Consider the following 19,525-nt stretch of genomic DNA (forward strand, 5'->3'; position numbering starts at 1 on the left):
AGGTCCGAGATCGCTTGGCTGAATCGGTGAGTGCCGCGATCATCGACGAGTACGAGAGCTATCTGCGCCTCGAATGTGGGCACAGCGACCACACCGTGCGCGCCTACCTCGGTGACATCCGGTCGCTGATCAGTTTCGCGGGTGCCCGCGGCGTCGCACCGACGGCAATCGACCTGGGTCAGCTGCGTGCCTGGCTCGCGGCACACAGCAAGGCGGGAGCAGCCCGCACCACCATCGCGCGACAGGCTTCGTCGGCAAAACGCTTCACGGCCTGGGCAACCCGCGAGGGCATCCTCGCCGTGGATCCGGGCACCCGACTGCAGGCACCCCGGGCTCATCGCACCCTTCCGGGGGTGTTGAGCACAGAGCAGGCGCAAGCGGCCATGCAACCGGCGCCTGCCGACGGTTCACAGAACCAGTCCGACCCAGCTGACCCGGCTGACCCCATCGGCCAGCGGAACCGACTGATCGTCGAATTGTTGTACGCCACGGGCATTCGGGTGGGGGAGTTGTGCGGCCTCGATATCGGGGACGTCGACACGGGACGCAACGTCGTCAGGGTCATCGGTAAAGGCGACAAGGAACGGACGGTGCCGTTCGGCGCCCCCGCAGCCGCCGCGTTGGAGACGTGGCTGAGGACTGGGCGGCCGGCGCTGGCGCAACCCAAGGCGGGCAACGCGTTGCTTGTCGGGGCCAAGGGCGGACGACTCGATCAGCGGATGGCCCGCACGGTGGTCCACCAGATACTCAGGAGCCTGCCCGACACCCCTGACCTCGGCCCTCACGGATTGCGCCACAGTGCGGCGACCCATCTCCTCGAAGGAGGCGCCGACCTTCGCGTGGTGCAGGAACTGCTGGGCCACGCGAGCCTTGCGACAACGCAGCTGTACACCCACGTCAGTGTCGAACGTCTTCGTAAGGTCCACGATCAGGCGCACCCCAGGGCTTGACGGCCGCCGGCCTCACGCGTCGCCTGTCTCGAGGGGCTTCAGACGCACCCGCACAACACCGAGCAAGGCCAGCGGATCGAGGTAGGTCGCCGACGCTCCGGCTCCGCGACGCGCGCCCCAATGCAGACACGGGCGAGCGCAGCCCTCATGGCCTGGCTCGAGCACACCGATCGGCGAGCCGCGGGCCACCGGCGTACCGGCGCGCACTGAGGACTTCACCGGTTCATACGTGGTCAACAAACCGTCCGGGTGCCGAATCGACACCACCGGCTTTCCTGCGACGGGACCCGCGAAATGCACCACCCCGTCGCCTGCCGAATAGACGGTGGCGCCTGACGTCGCAGCAAGATCGACACCGCGGTGGCCGGGCAGCCAGCGCTGCGTGGGCGGCTCGAAGGTGCGTAGCACTTGTGGGGTCGGAGGCAGCGGCCAGGTGAACCCACGCGATGGCGCCGAGGCGGGTGCGGCGCGTGCTGTCGGCTGCGACTGCAGCGCGAGCAGCGGTACGGCGGCCACGATCACGCCCAACAGCGCTGCCGCGCGGCACAGTGCCCACCAGAAAGCCATGGATCCGAGCCTGCTGGATCTGTCAGCCGATCGCGCGATGACCTGCGAAGATGTGCATGAAAGATTCTTCTGTCCACAACGCTCGCCGAGGCCTTGACATCGGGCCCGCTTCGGCACGGGAAGCGATTTCGTGTCGGGCCCTCACGCGCGTAGACTCATGTGGCGCTCTCGCTGCGGCGGGAGTGACTTCGCGCGTCTGCAGTCGGTCAGCGTCATGCCGGCCGAGACAGCGTGTGGGCAGTCCTCGTCGGTGATCGTTCTCCACCGGGGGTTCCACACGTGCCAGGCGCCAGGGCCGACGACCAACCGGGCGCCGGCATGAACTGCAATGAAAGTGAATTATGGCTGTCGTAACCATGAAGCAGCTGCTGGACAGCGGCGCTCATTTCGGGCATCAGACCCGTCGTTGGAATCCGAAGATGAAGCGATTCATCTTCACCGATCGCAACGGCATCTACATCATCGACCTGCAGCAGACGCTGACGTACATCGACAAGGCGTACGAGTTCGTCAAGGAGACGGTTGCCCACGGTGGCACCATCCTCTTCGTCGGAACCAAGAAGCAGGCTCAGGAATCCATCGCCTCCGAATCGCTGCGCGTGGGCATGCCCTACGTGAACCAGCGCTGGCTCGGCGGCATGCTCACCAACTTCTCCACCGTGCACAAGCGTCTCCAGCGCCTCAAGGAACTCGAGGCCATGGAGCAGACCGGCGGTTTCGAAGGTCGCACCAAGAAGGAAATCCTCATGCTCACGCGTGAGATGACCAAGCTGGATCGCACCCTCGGTGGTATCCGGGACATGTCGAAGGTCCCTTCGGCCATCTGGGTTGTCGACACCAACAAGGAGCACCTCGCGGTCTCCGAGGCTCGCAAGCTGAACATCCCGGTGATCGCCATCCTCGACACGAACTGCGATCCGGACCTCGTCGACTACCCGATCCCGGGTAACGATGACGCCATCCGCAGCGCCGCACTCCTCACCCGCGTCGTCGCTTCGGCGGTTGCCGAGGGCCTGCAGGCTCGTGCCGGTCAGAGTGCCGATGCCGACGCCAAGCCCGAAGGTGGCGCCACCGAGCCGCTGGCCGAATGGGAGCAGGAACTGCTCACCCAGGCGACCACACCGGCCGCAGGCACCGAGGAAGCTGCCCCGGCGCAGGCCGAAACCCCCGCGCAGGCCTGATCCCTCCGGCTTTCGCATCACCCCCGACACAATCGACAGGAGGCTCGCCCACCCATGGCGAATTACACCGCCGCTGACGTCAAGCGGCTCCGTGACCTCACCGGCGCGGGCATGCTCGACTGCAAGAACGCGCTGGCCAACAACGACGGCGATTTCGACAAGGCCGTCGAAGAACTGCGGATCAAGGGCGCCAAGGACGTCGGCAAGCGTGCCGAGCGGTCCACCGCCGAAGGTCTGATCGCCGCCAAAGACGGCGCGATGATCGAGATCAACTCCGAGACGGACTTCGTGGCCAAGAACGACGAGTTCCAGGCGCTGGCCGCTCAGGTTCTCGACGCTGCGGTCGCCGCCAAGACGTCGGACGTGGAGGCCCTCAAGGCCACCAGCGTCGGCGACAAGACGGTCGACGAGCTGATCCAGGCGCTCTCCGCCAAGATCGGCGAGAAGCTGGTCTTGAACCGGGTCTCGTACCACGAGGGCAATGTGGCGTCCTACCTGCACAAGCGGGCTTCGGATCTGCCGCCTGCCGTCGGCGTCCTGGTGGAGTACACCGGCGACACCCCCGAGGCTGCGGAAGCTGCTCGTGGAGCCGCAATGCAGGTTGCTGCGTTGCGCGCCAAGTACGCCTCGCGCGACGAGGTGCCCGAGGACGTGGTGGCTTCCGAGCGTCGCATCGCCGAGCAGACCGCTCGCGAGGAGGGCAAGCCCGAACAGGCACTGCCCAAGATCGTCGAAGGTCGGCTCAACGGATTCTTCAAGGACGTCGTGCTGGTCGACCAGCCGTCGGTCCAGGAATCCAAGAAGACGGTCAAGGCCGTCCTCGACGAGGCAGGGGCGCAGGTTGTGTCCTTCACTCGTTTCGAGGTCGGACAGGCCTGAGTTTTCATGAGAGAACCCCGTGCGAATCAATCGATTCGCCGGGGTTCTTTGTGCTCGTTTAGGATTGGCCCGGACCCGGGACGCATCCCGGAACTGCCGGCACCAACAACCCGCCGCGCCCACAATCGCTCCATGGAGGAACGCCACATGACCGACGACGCCACAGCTCAACGCGCCGGGTTCAAACGGGTTGTCCTGAAGCTGGGCGGCGAGATGTTCGGCGGCGGCAAGGTCGGTCTCGACCCCGACGTCGTGTCCACCGTCGCCGACCAGATCGCCGAGGTGGTCGACACCGGTGTCCAGGTGGCCGTGGTGATCGGCGGCGGAAACTTCTTCCGCGGCGCCGAACTACAGCAGCGGGGCCTCGAGCGCGCCCGGTCCGACTACATGGGCATGCTCGGCACCGTTATGAATTGCCTTGCGCTACAAGACTTCCTGGAGAAGCGCGGCGTCGTCACCCGAGTGCAGACAGCCATCACGATGGGGCAGGTCGCAGAACCGTACATTCCGCTGCGTGCCCAGCGGCACCTCGAGAAGGGCCGTGTCGTCATCTTCGGAGCCGGCATGGGAATGCCGTACTTCTCCACGGACACCACCGCTGCGCAACGCGCCCTCGAGATCAAGGCCGAGGTGGTTCTCATGGCCAAGGGCGTCGAGGGCGTCTACTCCGCCGATCCCAGGATCGACCCGGACGCCACCCTGTACCGCGAGATCACCCACCGTGAGGTGCTCGAACAGGGCCTCAAGGTCGCCGACGCCACCGCATTCAGTCTCTGTATGGACAACCAGATGCCCATCCTGGTCTTCAACCTGCTCGAGCAGGGCAACATCGCCCGTGCGGTCGCAGGTGAGAAGATCGGAACACTGGTCAGCACCTGACCCGCGACTCGGCCCGCCCGTCGTCGCGGAGACGGGCCGCCGCGGCACCATCACCACACGACAACGGAGGACACCATGATCGACGACGCGCTGCTCGACGCCGAGGAAAAAATGGAGAAGGCCGTCATTGTGGCCCGCGACGACATGGGTTCGGTCCGAACCGGTCGGGCGAACCCGGCGATGTTCAACCGCGTCACCATCGACTACTACGGTGCGCCCACCCCGATCACACAGGTGTCGTCCATCAACACCCCGGAGCCGCGCATGGTGGTGATCAAGCCGTACGAGCAGTCGTCACTGGGCCTGATCGAAACAGCGATCCGCAACTCCGACCTCGGTGTCAATCCGACCAACGACGGCAACATCATCCGGGTCGCCATACCCCAGCTCACCGAGGAACGACGCCGTGAACTGGTCAAACAGGTCAAATCCAAGGGTGAGGACGCCAAGGTGTCCATCCGCAACGTGCGCCGAAAAGCGGTCGATGAACTCAAACGCATCCAAAAAGACGGCGAAGCCGGTGAGGATGAGGTGACCCGGGCCGAAAAGGATCTGGACAAGACCACCTCGACGTACGTCGCGCAGGTCGACGAATTGGTCAAACACAAGGAAAGCGAACTGCTCGAGGTCTAGTCATCCGATGACGACTTCACGCAGTTCCAGGGGAGCAGGGCAGACGGTGACCGACACAGATCGGCCGCAGGACACACCAGGACCGCAGCCCAAGGGCTCCACCTCGCGGGCCGGCCGGAACCTCCCGGCCGCCATCGGGGTCGGGGGCGCTCTGGGAGTGTCGCTGATCCTGATCCTCACCTTCGTCCCCGAGGTCTGGTTCCCGGTCGTGGCGGTGGCCATCGCGGTCGCCAGCTGGGAGGTCACCAAACGATTCCGAGACGCCGGTATCAAGGTGGCGCTGATCCCGATCCTCGTGGGAGGACAGGCGATCATCTGGGTGAGCTGGCCTTGGGGGATCACCGGATCAGTGGTGGCCTTTGCCGCGACGGTCCTGGTCTCGATGATCTGGAAACTGCTCTCGCAGGGATTGCATGCGGCGCCTCAGAACTACCTCCAGGACCTCGCCGGCACCACGTTGGTGCTCGCCTGGCTACCGCTGATGGGCGCCTTCGGCGCCTCGATGGTGCTCGAAGAGCACGGTGCGGCGAAGGTCTTCACACTGATGATCGTCGTCGCCTGTTCCGATATCGGCGGGTACGTCGCGGGAGTCACCTTCGGCCGGCACGCGATGGTTCCCGCGATCAGCCCGAAGAAGTCCTGGGAGGGCATGGCCGGATCCATGCTGTTCGGCATCGTCGGCGCCGTCCTCACCGTCACCTACCTCGTCGACTCCCACTGGTGGATCGGACTGATCCTCGGGCCGGTGCTGGTCGTGTGCGCCACACTCGGCGATCTCGTGGAGTCACAGGTCAAGCGTGATCTCGGTATCAAGGACATGGGCACGCTGCTGCCAGGCCACGGCGGGATCATGGACCGACTCGACTCGGTGCTGCCGTCGGCCTTCGTGGTGTGGGCCGTGCTGGGCGCGCTGCTCTGATCGCTCACCGACCGCGGTCTCAACCGCAATCGGTGAACGTCGGGTTCAGGGCCGGGCCTTCTTCACCGCCCGGCGAACCTGCAACATCCGAAGACTCCCGATGATCGCGGTGATGACGGCGCCGAGGATCGCCGCGACGAGCAGGCTCACGCCGAGCGGCAGGTTCACACTCCAGAAGAAGAGATCGACCTGCTGCTTGTCGAGGTTCTGCAGGATGAAGATGAGCAGCACGAGGGTCACCAGGACACCGATGATGAGCCCGACCCAGGCTGCGCGAGTGCGGGTGTGCCTCACGTCGTCGAGCGCTTTGCGCCGCTCGTCCTCGCGGTGGTCGGCGGCGGGGACATCGCTGCCGGTGTAGTCCGGGGGAGGCGCGCTGCCGGGGGTGGCCGGGTCGTACGCGGGTTCCTGCGGGTAACCCTCGGGCTGTTGGTAAGTCATGTGCTCCATGGTGCGTCAGCGCGCACCGAACGACAATGACGGTGATCGAATTGGCATCATCACCGGGCCGAATTGGCTTCTGTGGCCCCAGTCCGTCACCCTTGTGTTATGACAAGTCCGCTGCCGCTGGTGTTCGACGCGCCCAAACGGGGCAAGCCGCCGCAGCATCTGGCCGACCTCGACGCCGCCGGCCGGGTCGCCGCAGTGACAAAACTGGGCTTGCCCAAGTTCCGTGCGGATCAATTGGCCCGCCAGTACTACGCCCGCCTCAACGCCGACCCGGCCGAGATGACGGACTTGCCTGCGGCCACGCGTGAAACCGTCGGTCAGGCTCTGTTCCCACAGCTGATGACGGTGGTTCGCCATATCGCCTGTGACGACAACACCACGCGCAAGACCCTGTGGCGACTTCATGACGGCACGCTTCTCGAGTCGGTGTTGATGCGGTATTCCGATCGCACCACTCTGTGCATCTCTAGTCAGGCCGGCTGTGGCATGGCCTGCCCGTTCTGCGCGACGGGTCAGGGCGGCCTCGACCGCAATCTCTCCACCGCAGAGATCGTCGACCAGGTGCGCGCCGCCGCCCGGTCCATGCGTGACGGGGAACTCGGCGACCCCGGGCGTCTCTCCAACGTCGTCTTCATGGGAATGGGCGAACCGCTCGCAAACTACAAGAGGGTCATCGACGCCGTCCGGCGCATCACGTCACCGGCTCCCGAAGGCCTCGGGATCTCGCAGCGGTCGGTCACGGTGTCGACCGTGGGTCTGGCGCCCGCCATCCGGCGGATGGCCGACGAAGGACTGACCGTGACCCTCGCGGTGTCGCTGCACACCCCGGACGACGAACTGCGCGACACCCTGGTTCCGGTGAACAACCGGTGGTCGGTGCGCGAGGTACTCGACGCCGCCCGCTACTACGCGGACTCCACCGGTCGGCGGGTCTCAATCGAATACGCCCTCATCCGCGACATCAACGACCAGCCGTGGCGTGCCGACTTGCTCGGCGAGAAGCTGCGCAAGGCACTCGGACCCCTGGTGCACGTGAATCTGATCCCCCTCAACCCGACGCCGGGCTCGAAGTGGGACGCGAGCCCCAAGCCTGTCGAGCGCGAGTTCGTGAGACGCGTGATCGCGCAGGGTGTTTCGTGTACGGTTCGCGACACCCGTGGCCAGGAGATCGCCGCGGCCTGCGGGCAACTCGCTGCCGAAGAGCGCTGAGGCACCTTCACCTGGCACGGCCCTCGGCTGATGCCACGCACCATGTGTGCGGCATTCGCAGGACAAGTGTCCCCCCGTACATCGATCAGATGCTGTACTCGTCACACACGCCCGAACAGATGAGACGAGACCATGACTTCCCAGGCGCCCATGACCACGGACCAATTCGCCGACCATGTGTTCGGTGCTCTACTCGGCGCCCAGCAGGTCCAGGCGCTGTATCTGGGTGACCGGCTCGGCTGGTACGAACTGCTCGCGAAGGAAGGCCCGCTGTCACCAGCGGAATTGGCGGAGCGATCCGGGACAGCGGAACGCTATGCGCGGGAGTGGCTCGAGCATCAGGCGGTCTCGGGTTACGTGATCGCCGACATCGGGCCCGAGGTCACCCGATTCGCACTGCCGGCAGAGTATTCCGAGGTTCTGGTGAACGGTGACAGCCTGTCGTACCTCGCCCCGCTGGCACGGTTGTCGGTCGCCACGGGGAGTCAGATGTCGGAACTGCTGCAGGCCTATCGCAGCGGCGGCGGTGTGTCGTGGCAGCAACTCGGCGCCGATGCCCGCGAGGCGCAGTCGTACGCCAACCGGCCGATGTACATGGGGCAGCTGACTTCTGAGTTCCTACCGCAGATCCCTGATCTGCATGCGTTGTTGACGTCGGGTGCGCGTATCGCCGACCTGGGATGCGGTGAGGGATGGTCGTCGATCGCTCTTGCTGTGGGATATCCGAACGTCACAGTCGACGGCTACGACATCGACACGGACTCGGTGGCCGCCGCGCAGCGGAACGCTGCCGAGTACGGTGTGTCGGACCGCGTCACGGTGACCGTGGCCGATGCTCAGTCAGAACTGGATTCCGACAGCCACGATGCGGTCTTCGCCTTCGAGTGCGTACACGACCTCTCGGATCCGGTGTCGTTCCTCGCGACGATGCGTCGAATAGCGAAACCCGGCGCGCCGATCATCGTGATGGACGAACGGACAGCCGATTCCTTCACCCCTGATGCCGGGCCGGTGGAACAACTGTTGTACGGATTCTCGATCGGGTGTTGCCTGCCCGACAGCATGTCCGGCGGGGACAGTGCAGCCACCGGAACTGTCATGCGGACGTCCACGCTTGATGCCTACGCCCGGTCGGCAGGACTGGACGGGGCCTCCGTGCTCGACATCGAGCATGACATCTTCCGGTTCTACCGGCTCCAATGACGGCAATCGGGTGATGCCGCGGGACCACGCCGGCCGCGGTCAACCACCCAGGAGCCGCACGATGTCGGTCTGACCGAGGTTGCGTGCATTGTCCAGGGCAGTTCGTCCTTGCGCGTCCCGGATATCGGGGTTGGCACCCGCCCTGAGCAGGCGCGCCACGATGTCCTGGTACGGCGCCGAACCATCCCCGTAGACAACGGCTTCGAGAAGTGCGGTCCAGCCGGAGTAATTGATGTGGTCCAGCGGAACCCCGGCGTCGATCAGCAACTGCACGGTTGTCGGGTGCCCCTTCTCCGCTGCCGGAATCAGGGCGGTGCCCCCGAATCGGTTGAGCGACCGCACATCTGCGCCGTGGTCGAGGGTGAGGACGAGTATCTCGTCGAGGCCTTCGGCGCCCGCGTACAGATACGCCGAATCGTCGAGATGATCCTTGGCGTTGACATCGGCGCCGGCGAGGATCAGCCGTCGCGCGGTCTCGACATCACCAGCCTTGGTGGCCGCGATCAAGGGCGTGCGTCCGTCGGCATCGGTGACCTCGAGTGCGGGATCGGGGCTGGGTGTCGAACTCGGCGGTGCCGGCGGGGGCGTTGTGAAGATGACCGATGGACGAGCGGCCGACGGCTCGGTGCTGTTGGCGCGAGGGGGCTCGGACGTGGCGGTGCACGCAGCGCAAAGGAGGATCAGGCATCCCGCTGTGGCGGACAGTGCCCGTCGCAGGCGGGAGGGCGAGGACGCGACCGCGCCTACTTCTTGATCGCCCATTTTCTGCGGCTGAGGATCTCGCCGCGGATCAAGATGAAGGCGAGGAGCAAGGCGAAGCCGAGCAGGAAGAGGTCTTCGATGTGGCCTTCGTGATTTCCGATCATCATGACCAGCAGCGCCACGATCGAGACCACAGCGGCGATCTTGAAAGTCTTGAGACCTTCGCCGTGCCAGCCGAATCGGGCCGACGGCGCATCCGCGGGCTCGCGCTTGTACTCGACCTCAGTGCTGGCCACGGCTACTCCTGATGGTTGGACCGACGATTCTTCCGCGTCAGCATATCGTGGGTGGCAGGCCCCCGGCCGACGTGGGGTTGGTCGAGCCGGGCGCCCCGCACCGTCTCCGCTGCGCCTTGGGTGACCCGGTGCCAGAATGAACGCCGTGCCGCTGGAAAATCATGCAAGCGCCGACTACCCGCGTGATCTGGTCGGATACGGCCGGACCCCACCGCAACCGCAGTGGCCAGGTGAGGCCAACATCGCCGTGCAATTCGTCCTCAACTATGAGGAGGGTTCGGAGAACAACGTCCTCGAGGGCGACCGCGGGAGTGAGACGTTCCTGTCGGAAATGGTTGGCGCAGAATCATTTCCCAACCGGCACATGAGCATGGAGTCGTTGTACGAGTACGGTTCGCGGGCGGCCTGTGGCGACTGCTCCGCGTCTTCGACCGCCGCGAACTGCCCCTGACCATCTTCGCCGTCGCACAAGCCATGGCGCGCAACCCCGAGGCCGTCGCTGCTTTTCTCGAACGGGGCGACGAGATCGCTTCGCACGGCTTGCGCTGGCTCAGCTATCAATTGGTCGACCCCGACATCGAACGTGCCCACATGGCCGAAGCCGTCGAGATCCTCACGGAACTGACCGGAAGCGCGCCGCTCGGCTGGTACACCGGCCGGGATTCGCCCAACACCCGTCGGCTGGTCGTCGAGCACGGCGGTTTCCTGTACGACTCCGACAGTTATGCCGATGACCTGCCGTACTGGGACAAGGTGACCGTCCCGGGTCGGGGACCCGGTACCTCAGACCGCACCGTTGATCATCTTGTTGTGCCGTACACCCTCGACACCAATGACATGAAGTTCTCCTCACCGGCGGGCTTCCCCTCAGGCGACCAGTTCTTCGCCCACCTGCGCGATGCGTTCGACGTTCTCTACGCCGAGGGTGAGGCGGGGGCCCCGAAGATGTTGTCGATCGGGTTGCATTGCCGGTTGGCGGGCCGCCCCGCTCGTACTGCAGCCTTGGAGCGTTTTCTCGACCACGTGCAGTCGCATGACAAGGTGTGGATCGCCCGGCGGGTCGACATCGCTCGCCACTGGGCCGAGCGACATCCGGCGCCTGGGGCCGGCGGATGACAGGTCGCCGCCCGTCGAGGTGGTCGCGCGGGTAGTACGGGATCGATCACACTGGGTGGGTGACCACACGCGTTCTCATCCTCGGTAGCACCGGATCGATCGGTACCCAGGCGCTGGAGGTGATCTCAGCCAACCGTGACCGATTCGCCGTGGCCGGCCTCGGCGCCGGTGGCGGCAACGTCGACCTGCTCGCGAAGCAGATCAGTCAGTGGCAGCTCCCCGGCTCGGCGGTCGCCGTCGCCGATCCTGATGCTGCCGCACGCGTCGAGTCCGTCACCGGGACGAACGGCGTCCTGTCGGGTCCAGATGCCATGAGCGACCTGGTCGAGGCGACCGGCGCAGACGTGGTGCTCAACGCCGTGGTCGGATCGCTCGGACTCAGGCCGACGCTGACGGCGCTGCGATCCGGTGCCCGGTTGGCGCTGGCCAACAAGGAGTCGCTCGTCGCCGGGGGAGCGTTGGTGCTGGCCGCGGCCGGGCCGGATCAGATCGTGCCTGTGGACAGCGAACACTCTGCGATAGCGCAATGCCTACGTGCCGGTACGGCTGCCGAGGTCGACCGGCTGGTGCTCACCGCGTCCGGCGGGCCGTTCTTCGGCTGGGGTGCCGCAGCCCTGGAGGACGTGACCCCAGAGCAAGCCGGCAAACACCCGACCTGGTCGATGGGGCCGATGATCACCCTCAACTCGGCGACCCTGGTGAACAAGGCGCTGGAGGTGATCGAGGCCCATCTGCTGTTCGGGGTTCCATACGAACGCATCGACGTGACAGTTCACCGCCAGTCGATCGTGCATTCCATGGTCACGTTCATCGACGGCGCCACGGTCGCCAAGGCGTCTCCTCCGTCGATGAGGCTGCCGATCGCCCTCGCCCTGGGCTGGCCGGACCGCATTGCGGGGGCGTCGACGCCGTGCGACTTCTCGTCCGCGGCGACGTGGACGTTCGAACCGGTCGACAACGCGGTGTTCCCGGCCATCGATCTCGCCCGTCACGCCGGAATGCGTGGGGGATCGCTGACGGCGGTGTTCAACGCCGCCAATGAAGCAGCTGCCGACGGGTTCTTCGCAGGTGCCATCAGGTTCCCCCGGATAGTCGGGATCATCGAAGAGGTGCTTGCAGCTGCGGATCAGTGGACCGAGGACCCAGGTACGGTGGATGACGTCCTGGCGGCCGATGCCTGGGCGCGGGAACGCGCTCGTCTGCTCGTCGCCGGTGTGCACCGTTAGCAGGTTTCCAGAAGGGTAAGTAGCGGCCGATGATGTTTGCTCTGGGCGTGGTGCTCTTTGCACTCGGGTTGCTGGCGTCGATCGCCTGGCACGAGTGCGGTCACATGTGGGCTGCACAGCGCACCGGAATGTATGTGCGGCGCTACTTCGTCGGTTTCGGCCCGACCCTCTGGTCGACACGACGGGGCGAGACCGAGTACGGGATCAAGGCGATCCCCCTCGGCGGCTTCTGCGACATCGCAGGCATGACCACCCACGACGAACTCGCACCCAAGGACGAACCCCGTGCGATGTACCGCCAGAAGTCGTGGAAACGGGTTGTGGTGCTGCTCGCCGGTCCGGTGCAGAACCTGATCCTGGGGTTCGTGCTGATCGTGATCATGGGGCTCGCCTGGGGGCTGCCCAACCTCGCCGAAAACGCGCCGGCCAAGGTCGGGGCTGTGACCTGCGTCAACGTGTTGCCGAATGGAGACGCCGGACCCTGCGAGGGCATGCCCGCGGGCCCCGCTCAGCAGGCCGGTCTGGAACCCGGCGACGTGATCGTGGCCGCCAACGGTGAGAAGATCACCGACTACTCCGACTTGAGCCTGATCCTGCAGAAGGCGGCCGAACCTGTCACGTTGATCGTGGATCGCGCGGGTCGCGAGGTCGAGATCGCTGTCACACCGCAGTCCGTTCAGGTCCCGGTGCCGGATGGAAACGGTGGAACCCGAACCGAAACCGTTGGCAGGGTCGGGATCACCTACGATCTCCCTCCCCGGTTCGAACACCCGTCGGTCGCGGGCGCCGTCCCGGCGTCGTTGGCGTTCACCGGTGAGCTGATGGAGAAGACCTGGCATTCGCTGCTATCGCTGCCCTCGAAGGTGGGTGCGCTGTGGACCTCGGTGACCGGAGGGGAGCGAGCCGCCGACACCCCCGTCAGCGTCTACGGCGCCTCGGTCATCGGCGGAGATGCGGCCGATGAGGGTTACTGGTGGTTCTTCATCTTCTTGTTGGCAAGTATCAACTTCTTCTTGGCCCTGTTCAATTTGGTTCCGCTATTACCCTTGGATGGTGGGCACATCGCGATAGTGGGCTATGAGAAGGTGCGTGACTTGCTGCGCCGCTCTCGTGGACTCGCCGCCGGTGCGCCTGTGGACTACTTGAAACTCATGCCCGCAACGTATGTGGTGCTGGTGATCATGGGCGGATACATGGCGCTCACCCTGACCGCCGACATCATCAATCCGATCAACGCTGGTTTCTAGTGCCGACTGGTTCCCCAACATGAAGATCAGGAAGTGACCCCGATGAGTGCAGATGCAACCGCGATCGGTCTGGGAATGCCCGCCGCACCGCCGCCGGTTCTCGCACCGCGCCGCAAGACGCGGCAGCTACAGGTGGGCACGGTGCCCGTCGGCAGCGACCATCCCGTGTCGGTGCAGTCGATGACCACCACCAAAACCCACGACATCAACGCGACTCTGCAGCAGATCGCCGAACTGACCGCGTCGGGGTGTGACATCGTTCGGGTGGCGTGCCCACGTCCCGAAGATGCCGAGGCGCTGCCGGCCATCGCCAGGAAGTCGCAGATCCCCGTGATCGCCGACATCCACTTCCAGCCCAAGTACATCTTCGCCGCAATCGACGCCGGCTGTGCTGCCGTCCGGGTCAACCCGGGCAACATCAAGGAGTTCGACGGCCGGGTCAAGGAGGTTGCGAAGGCTGCCGGTGATGCCGGGATCCCTATCCGTATCGGCGTCAACGCAGGATCACTCGACCCGCGGCTGCTCCAGAAGTACGGCAAGGCGACGCCGGAGGCGCTGGTGGAGTCAGCGCTGTGGGAGGCGAGTCTCTTCGAGGAGCACGGCTTCGGCGACATCAAGATATCGGTCAAGCACAACGACCCGGTGATCATGGTCGAGGCCTACCGCCAGCTGGCCGCCGCATGTGATTACCCCCTCCATCTCGGTGTCACCGAGGCAGGACCGGCTTTCCAGGGCACGATCAAGTCGGCCGTGGCGTTCGGCGCCCTACTCGCCGAAGGGATCGGCGACACGATCCGGGTGTCGCTGTCGGCGCCACCGGTCGAGGAGATCAAGGTCGGCAACCAGATCCTGCAATCGCTCAACCTGCGCCCTCGTAAGCTCGAGATCGTCTCCTGCCCGTCCTGTGGCCGCGCGCAGGTCGACGTGTACAAGCTTGCCGACGAGGTGAGTGCCGGACTCGAAGGTATGGAGATCCCACTGCGGGTGGCCGTCATGGGCTGCGTGGTGAACGGGCCGGGAGAAGCACGCGAGGCCGATCTCGGCGTCGCCTCCGGAAACGGACGCGGTCAGATCTTCGTCAAGGGTGAGGTCATCAAGACCGTTCCCGAAGCTCAGATCGTGGAAACGCTCATCGAAGAAGCGATGCGAATCGCCGAGGCGGCAGGTGAATCCGGTGACGCGGCAGGGGCCGGCGCACCGATTGTCACGGTGAGCTGACCTGGCACCGAGCGGGCTGGCAGAATGGCGACGTACGCTCTCGTACGCCCGTTACTAACCTGGGAGCCGCGGTGCTGAAGCTGTTGGGTGACCGTCCGCTCGGCGAGCGGGACTTCGACGCGGTCAGCCAGGCTCTCGCCCTGGATCCGGTGTCGTCGTGCATGGTCGCGGCACGGGTGGAGGACCACGGAATCAATCCGCGAGCGCTGGGCGGGGAGCTGTGGAGCAACGGACAGCCGGTCGACTCGCTGTGTTTCTCCGGCGCCAATCTCGTCCCGCTGCTCGGAACCGCTGACGATGTGCGCACCTTCGCCGAGCGGGCCATCCGTAATCCGCGGGCCTGTTCGTCGATCGTCGGGCCGGCCGAGCTCGTGATGCCCTTCTGGGAACACACCCGTGAACACTGGGGCCCGGCCCGCGAAATCCGTTGCAGCCAGCCGCTTCTGGCTCTGGGCACCGAACCTGCGATCCGTGCAGACCCTTTCGTGCGACGGGTGCGACTGGACGAGATCGACGCATACCTGCCTGCCGCAGTCGAGATGTTCGTGGGGGAGGTGGGAATCGACCCCTGCGCGGGAGACGGTGGACGGTCCTACCGCCGACGCATCGCAGGCCTGATCAACGCAGGTCGTGCATACGCGAAGTTCGAACGCGGCGAAGTGGTATTCAAGGCCGAGGTCGGTGCGATGTCGCGTCGGGTCGGACAGATCCAAGGTGTGTGGGTTGCCCCGCACCGTCGGGGCACTGGCCTCGGTTCTGCGGGTACTGCGGCCGTTGTCGAAGCCATCGTGGCTGCCGGCCGCACCGCCAGCTTGTACGTCAACTCGTTCAACACGCCTGCGCGCGAGGCATATCGGAGAGTCGGCATGCACGAGGTGGGTACGTTCGCGACCGTGTTGGTGGACTGACCGACCGCAATCGGGTGGGATCGCTCCTGTCTCGCCTGCGTGGCAACCGGGTTGCAGTGCCGCGCGCAAATACGATGACCGGTGATGACCCGATCAATACACCTGTGGCCCGTTCGACTCCTCGGGATCGCCCTCGTGGTGGTCATCGGGGTCGCGTCGGCAGGTTGTGCCGGTGATGACAACGGACCGGGCGCTGCAGCGCAACGATTCCTGAATGCTTTTGCCGATCACGACGGCAGCCGCGCCGGAGCCCTGACCGACGATCCCGTGTCTGCGACGTCTGCAATCGACGCGACCTGGAACGGCCTGTCCGCCACCGAGATGTCGGCCGACACAGGGCAGGTGAAGGTCACCGGGGACACGGCCACGGTCGCAACCGACTACACGTGGGAACTGCCGGGCGGGCGCACCTGGGAGTACCGGGCGACCGTGCAGATGTCCCGCGGTGACGCTGGCTGGCAGGTTCGCTGGGTGCCGTCGAACGTCCATCCGAAACTCGGTGGGAATCAGACGATGCAACTGCGCACGCTCGAGGCCCAGCGTGCAGCGGTCCGCGAGAGCGACGGCACCAATGTGCTGGTTCCCGGCACTGTCTACGACGTCCGGTTCGATGCCGCGGTGGCCGCCGATTCCGGCGCGGTCGTGTCCACCGCGACGGCACTGGCGACTGTTCTAGGTCGGTTTGCTCCGATGTCCGCGCAGGCCATCGCCGAGCAGGCGACCGGACTGGGTGGCGAGTATTCGGTGATCACGCTGGGTCAGCGTGATTTCGACCAGGTCCGCGACCAGCTCGCAGGTCTGCCCGGGGTGTCGACGGTCGACCAGGCAGATCTTGTCCCCTCTGATCCGAAGTTCGCTCCGGCGCTGCTCACCCAGGTGAAGAAAGAAGTGTCCAAGGATCTCGTGGGCAAAGCCGGCTGGCGCGTGGTGTCGGTCAACCCGAACGGACTCGATGCCGATGTGCTGGCCGAGACCGCCCCTGCCCCTGCTCCGTCGGTGCAGATCAGCTTGTCCCGCGAAGTGCAGGAAGCGGCGCAGCGCGCGGTGGACCAACGCACAGATTTCCAGGTGGCCATGGTCGCCATTCAGCCGTCCACCGGGCGCATTCTTGCGATCGCCCAGAATGAGCTGGCCGACCGGGACGGCCAGATCGCGACCATCGGCCTCTATCCGCCCGGCTCGACCTTCAAGGTGGTCACCTCCGCAGCTGCGATCAGCACCGGGCTGGCCCAGCCATCGACCATGGTCGGGTGCCCCAGTGAGGTCACCATCGGCGAACGCAGCGTCCCGAACTACAACGGTTTCGGTCTCGGCACGGTCCCGATGCAAACCGCTTTCGCCCGCTCGTGCAACACCACCTTTGCCAAACTGGCCAGTGAGATGGGTCCCTCTGATCTGACGCGGACGGCCGCATCTCTCGGTATCGGTCCCGAGTATCACGTGGTCGGCCTGCCGACGGAGAGCGGGTCGGTCCCGATCGCACCCGAACTGGTGCAGCGCACGGAAGACGGGTTCGGCCAGGGCAAGGTGCTGACCAGCCCGTTCGGTCTGGCGATGGTGGCGGCCACGGTGGCACGCGGTTCGACGCCGATCCCGTCGCTCATCGTCGGTCGGGACACCACCATTTCCGGGCCTCACCCGGACATGGACCCGGCCGTGGTCACGAAGTTGCGCCCGATGATGCGCGAGGTGATCTCGTCCGGCACCGCGTTGCGCATGCAGGATCTCGGTGAGGTGTTCGGTAAGACCGGAGAAGCCGAGGTCGCGGCGGGTTCACACGCCTGGTTTGCCGGCTACCGCGGTGACCTGGCCTGGGCCACGTTGGTGGTGCTCGGCGGGAGTTCGGACAACGCGGTGGCCGTCACGCACGAGTTCTTGGCGGCACTCCAGCCACGGTGACCGGCTCAAGCTGGTCGGGGCGGTAGTGAGCTTTGTAAAAGACATCCTGCCAATATTTTTTGTCGATTCCGGCACGGGATGGAACCAAACCTGAGAAGCTCTCGTCAGATTCCTAGTCGGATCGGCGGGGCACTGGAGGGGGTACCCCGCCGATCCGTTTGTTCGACCCGAGGTGGCCCGATCCGGGGCAGTTCGATCCGGGACCACGAGGAACTGGCCGGTGTCCGGGTGGGTCCATGTCAGCACCGGATGTTCGTACACCTCGCTGAGCAGCGCGGCCGTCATCACCTCGCGTGTCGGCCCGGCGGCCACCATCGTGCCGCCCTTCATCACCAGCACCCGGTCCGCATACGCCGCCGCGAGCGACAGATCGTGCACCACGATCAGGACCGCGCCGCCGTCATGGCGCCGTTCGCTCAGAATCGTCAGCAGACGTTCCTGGTGATGGATGTCCAAGGCCGCGGTCGGTTCGTCGAGCATCAAGATCGGTGTCTGCTGAGCCAGTGCGCGAGCCAGCGCAACCCGGGCCTGCTGCCCACCGGACAGTTGGCTGAATGGGCGATTGCGCACCTGCAGCAGATCGCATTGCGTCAGTGCCGCTTCCACCACTGCTGCGGACTGCGCCGCCCGTTCGGTCCTGGACCAGGGAAAACGGCCCATCTCCACCACTTCGTGCACCAGGAATGGGTTGTCTTCACGGTGCGACTGCGTCACCAAGGCCCGCCGTCGCGCCAGCTCGACGGGGGACAGTGACCCGAGGTCAGCGCCCGCCACGGTGACCGACCCCGCGGCGAGGCGACGCAGACCCGCAAGACCCGACAACAGTGTCGACTTCCCACAGCCGTTCGGGCCCACCAATGCAACGATCTCGCCCGTGCCGAGTTCGAGGTCCACGTCGGTCACGATGGGACGGCCACCGATGGCGACGTGCACGTCGCGTGCGACGAGAGCCTGCCCGGGTGTCGACTCCGTCACCAGCCGACTCCGGTGTGACGGCTGCGACGCAGCAGCAGGAAGAACACAGGCCCACCGATCAGGGACGTGAGCATCCCCAGCGGAAGGTCGGCGCCGGTCATCAGTGTCCGGGCGCCCAGATCGGCGGCGCACACGACGATCGCCCCGCCGATGACGCTGGCGGGAAGCAGGATCACGTGCCGCGGCCCGACGATCAACCGCATCAGGTGGGGGACAACCAATCCGACGAACATCACGATCCCGGTGAATGCGACGGCGGCAGCGGTGAGCACCGCGACCAGCAGAATGGCAATGCGCCGAACCGTTTCCACCCTGACGCCCAGGGCGGCGGCCTGAATCTCGCCCAGCGACAACAGATCCAGCCTGCGGACCAGCAGCAGGCTCACGGCGATGGCCGCAGTCGCCAGCGGCAGCACCACCCACACCGAACGCCAGCCGACACCTTGGAGCGACCCCAGCTGCCAGAAGACGATCTGTTCGCGGTCGTTGGTGTCCGCGAGGAAGGTCAGGAAGGCAATGATGCCCGAGGCGAACGCGTTGACGGCAATGCCGATGAGTATCAACATGATCGGCGACGACGATCCATCTCGCATCGACAGGGTGTAGACCACGGCCACTGTGATCAGTGCGCTGATGAAGGCGGCGCCGGCCAGCCCCCACACACTCGCCCAGATCCCGCCCGACACGATGGCGAGGCAGGCGCCGACCGCGGCCCCGGCCGACACCCCGATGACACCGGGCTCGGCGAGTGGGTTGGCCAGGACGCCCTGGAGCAGACAGCCTGCGCAGGCAAGCGTCGCTCCGACGAGCAGACCCATCACGATGCGGGGAAACCGCACGGTCCACAAGGTTTCTTCCCCATTGGGGGAACTCGGCATCGGCCCGATGTCCAGGCCCAGGTGATGCATCACCGAGCCGAACACCTCGGCAGGCGGGACATACACCTGGCCGCTGGCAGCCGACCACCCGACCAAGACGACAAGCAGCGCCAGCATGAGGGCGATCACGAGGGAATTGCGGGAGAGGACAACCCGTTTGGCGCTGCCGACGGTCGGGATCTGCTCGCGA

General features: G+C 65.7%; 18 protein-coding genes and 2 pseudogenes. 14 read left to right on the forward strand and 6 right to left on the reverse strand.

All coding sequences use genetic code 11. The features are described from left to right. Positions 1 to 14: 14 nt before the first annotated feature. Entirely contained in the window at positions 15 to 950 is a 936-nt protein-coding gene (locus MVA47_RS15100) for a tyrosine recombinase XerC (RefSeq protein ID WP_247208521.1), read from the forward strand. A gap of 12 nt (positions 951 to 962) precedes the next feature. Here MVA47_RS15100 and MVA47_RS15105 read toward each other — a convergent pair whose 3' ends face one another. Further along, positions 963 to 1,517 carry a M23 family metallopeptidase gene (locus MVA47_RS15105; RefSeq protein WP_247208522.1) on the reverse strand — a complete coding sequence of 185 codons (555 nt, stop codon included), beginning with the start codon at positions 1,515 to 1,517 and terminating at the stop codon, positions 963 to 965. Between the two features lie 341 nt (positions 1,518 to 1,858). Here MVA47_RS15105 and rpsB point away from each other — a divergent pair, with 341 nt between their 5' ends. From rpsB to MVA47_RS15130, 5 genes are all read left to right on the forward strand, one after another. Further along, complete coding sequence (rpsB, locus tag MVA47_RS15110; protein ID WP_030163598.1) at positions 1,859 to 2,698, forward strand: 30S ribosomal protein S2; 840 nt, start codon at positions 1,859 to 1,861, stop codon at positions 2,696 to 2,698. A gap of 54 nt (positions 2,699 to 2,752) precedes the next feature. Beyond that, entirely contained in the window at positions 2,753 to 3,577 is an 825-nt protein-coding gene (gene tsf / locus MVA47_RS15115) for a translation elongation factor Ts (protein WP_247208523.1), read from the forward strand. A gap of 132 nt (positions 3,578 to 3,709) precedes the next feature. After that, a complete protein-coding gene (pyrH, locus tag MVA47_RS15120; RefSeq protein WP_232232762.1) occupies positions 3,710 to 4,456 on the forward strand; it encodes a UMP kinase in 747 nt (248 codons plus the stop codon). Positions 4,457 to 4,531: 75 nt separating this feature from the next. Beyond that, positions 4,532 to 5,089: a ribosome recycling factor gene (gene frr / locus MVA47_RS15125; protein ID WP_023963949.1), complete on the forward strand. Its 558-nt coding sequence runs from the start codon at positions 4,532 to 4,534 to the stop codon at positions 5,087 to 5,089. 7 nt (positions 5,090 to 5,096) lie between these two features. Continuing rightward, positions 5,097 to 6,008 (forward strand): phosphatidate cytidylyltransferase, encoded by a 912-nt coding sequence (locus tag MVA47_RS15130; protein ID WP_247208524.1) that lies wholly within the window; start codon positions 5,097 to 5,099, stop codon positions 6,006 to 6,008. A 45-nt stretch (positions 6,009 to 6,053) separates the two neighbouring features. Here MVA47_RS15130 and MVA47_RS15135 read toward each other — a convergent pair whose 3' ends face one another. Beyond that, the gene (locus tag MVA47_RS15135; protein WP_247208525.1) at positions 6,054 to 6,449 is read right to left on the reverse strand and encodes a lipopolysaccharide assembly LapA domain-containing protein; all 396 of its coding nucleotides are present in this window, start codon (positions 6,447 to 6,449) and stop codon (positions 6,054 to 6,056) included. A 108-nt stretch (positions 6,450 to 6,557) separates the two neighbouring features. Here MVA47_RS15135 and rlmN point away from each other — a divergent pair, with 108 nt between their 5' ends. Together rlmN and MVA47_RS15145 are read left to right on the forward strand one after the other, a co-directional pair. Next, on the forward strand, positions 6,558 to 7,667 hold the full coding sequence (gene rlmN / locus MVA47_RS15140; RefSeq protein WP_247208526.1) for a 23S rRNA (adenine(2503)-C(2))-methyltransferase RlmN: 1,110 nt from the start codon (positions 6,558 to 6,560) through the stop codon (positions 7,665 to 7,667). 150 nt (positions 7,668 to 7,817) lie between these two features. Beyond that, complete coding sequence (locus MVA47_RS15145) at positions 7,818 to 8,870, forward strand: class I SAM-dependent methyltransferase (RefSeq protein ID WP_247208527.1); 1,053 nt, start codon at positions 7,818 to 7,820, stop codon at positions 8,868 to 8,870. Positions 8,871 to 8,909: 39 nt separating this feature from the next. Here MVA47_RS15145 and MVA47_RS15150 read toward each other — a convergent pair whose 3' ends face one another. Next, positions 8,910 to 9,632, reverse strand: coding sequence for an ankyrin repeat domain-containing protein (locus tag MVA47_RS15150; protein WP_247208528.1), 723 nt, complete (start codon positions 9,630 to 9,632; stop codon positions 8,910 to 8,912). After that, entirely contained in the window at positions 9,614 to 9,868 is a 255-nt protein-coding gene (locus MVA47_RS15155) for a DUF2631 domain-containing protein (protein WP_247208529.1), read from the reverse strand. Before MVA47_RS15155 ends, MVA47_RS15150 begins: the two co-directional genes overlap by 19 nt. A 136-nt stretch (positions 9,869 to 10,004) precedes the next feature. Between MVA47_RS15155 and puuE the strand changes: the two are divergent. The 6 genes and pseudogenes from puuE (at position 10,005) to MVA47_RS15185 (ending at position 17,482) form a co-directional block, all read left to right on the forward strand. After that, positions 10,005 to 10,984 (forward strand): annotated as a pseudogene (gene puuE, locus MVA47_RS15160) (allantoinase PuuE). A 59-nt stretch (positions 10,985 to 11,043) separates the two neighbouring features. Continuing rightward, positions 11,044 to 12,210: a 1-deoxy-D-xylulose-5-phosphate reductoisomerase gene (gene dxr, locus MVA47_RS15165; protein WP_247208530.1), complete on the forward strand. Its 1,167-nt coding sequence runs from the start codon at positions 11,044 to 11,046 to the stop codon at positions 12,208 to 12,210. Positions 12,211 to 12,239: 29 nt separating this feature from the next. Further along, the gene (locus MVA47_RS15170; RefSeq protein WP_247208531.1) at positions 12,240 to 13,457 is read left to right on the forward strand and encodes an RIP metalloprotease; all 1,218 of its coding nucleotides are present in this window, start codon (positions 12,240 to 12,242) and stop codon (positions 13,455 to 13,457) included. A 42-nt stretch (positions 13,458 to 13,499) separates the two neighbouring features. Continuing rightward, positions 13,500 to 14,675, forward strand: a complete 1,176-nt coding sequence (gene ispG, locus MVA47_RS15175) for a flavodoxin-dependent (E)-4-hydroxy-3-methylbut-2-enyl-diphosphate synthase (protein ID WP_023963929.1) — start codon at positions 13,500 to 13,502, stop codon at positions 14,673 to 14,675. A gap of 71 nt (positions 14,676 to 14,746) precedes the next feature. Then, on the forward strand, positions 14,747 to 15,583 hold the full coding sequence (locus MVA47_RS15180; RefSeq protein ID WP_023963927.1) for a GNAT family N-acetyltransferase: 837 nt from the start codon (positions 14,747 to 14,749) through the stop codon (positions 15,581 to 15,583). Positions 15,584 to 15,667: 84 nt separating this feature from the next. Continuing rightward, positions 15,668 to 17,482 (forward strand): penicillin-binding transpeptidase domain-containing protein, encoded by a 1,815-nt coding sequence (locus tag MVA47_RS15185; RefSeq protein ID WP_247208532.1) that lies wholly within the window; start codon positions 15,668 to 15,670, stop codon positions 17,480 to 17,482. A gap of 207 nt (positions 17,483 to 17,689) precedes the next feature. Here MVA47_RS15185 and MVA47_RS15190 read toward each other — a convergent pair. After that, positions 17,690 to 18,457 (reverse strand): annotated as a pseudogene (locus tag MVA47_RS15190) (heme ABC transporter ATP-binding protein); the annotation flags it as partial. Continuing rightward, positions 18,454 to 19,452, reverse strand: a complete 999-nt coding sequence (locus MVA47_RS15195; RefSeq protein ID WP_247210810.1) for an iron ABC transporter permease — start codon at positions 19,450 to 19,452, stop codon at positions 18,454 to 18,456. The pseudogene MVA47_RS15190 and the gene MVA47_RS15195, both read right to left, overlap by 4 nt. Between the last annotated feature and the right edge of the window lie 73 nt (positions 19,453 to 19,525).

It is taken from the genome of Williamsia sp. DF01-3 (genome assembly GCF_023051145.1).
Classification (GTDB): domain Bacteria; phylum Actinomycetota; class Actinomycetes; order Mycobacteriales; family Mycobacteriaceae; genus Williamsia.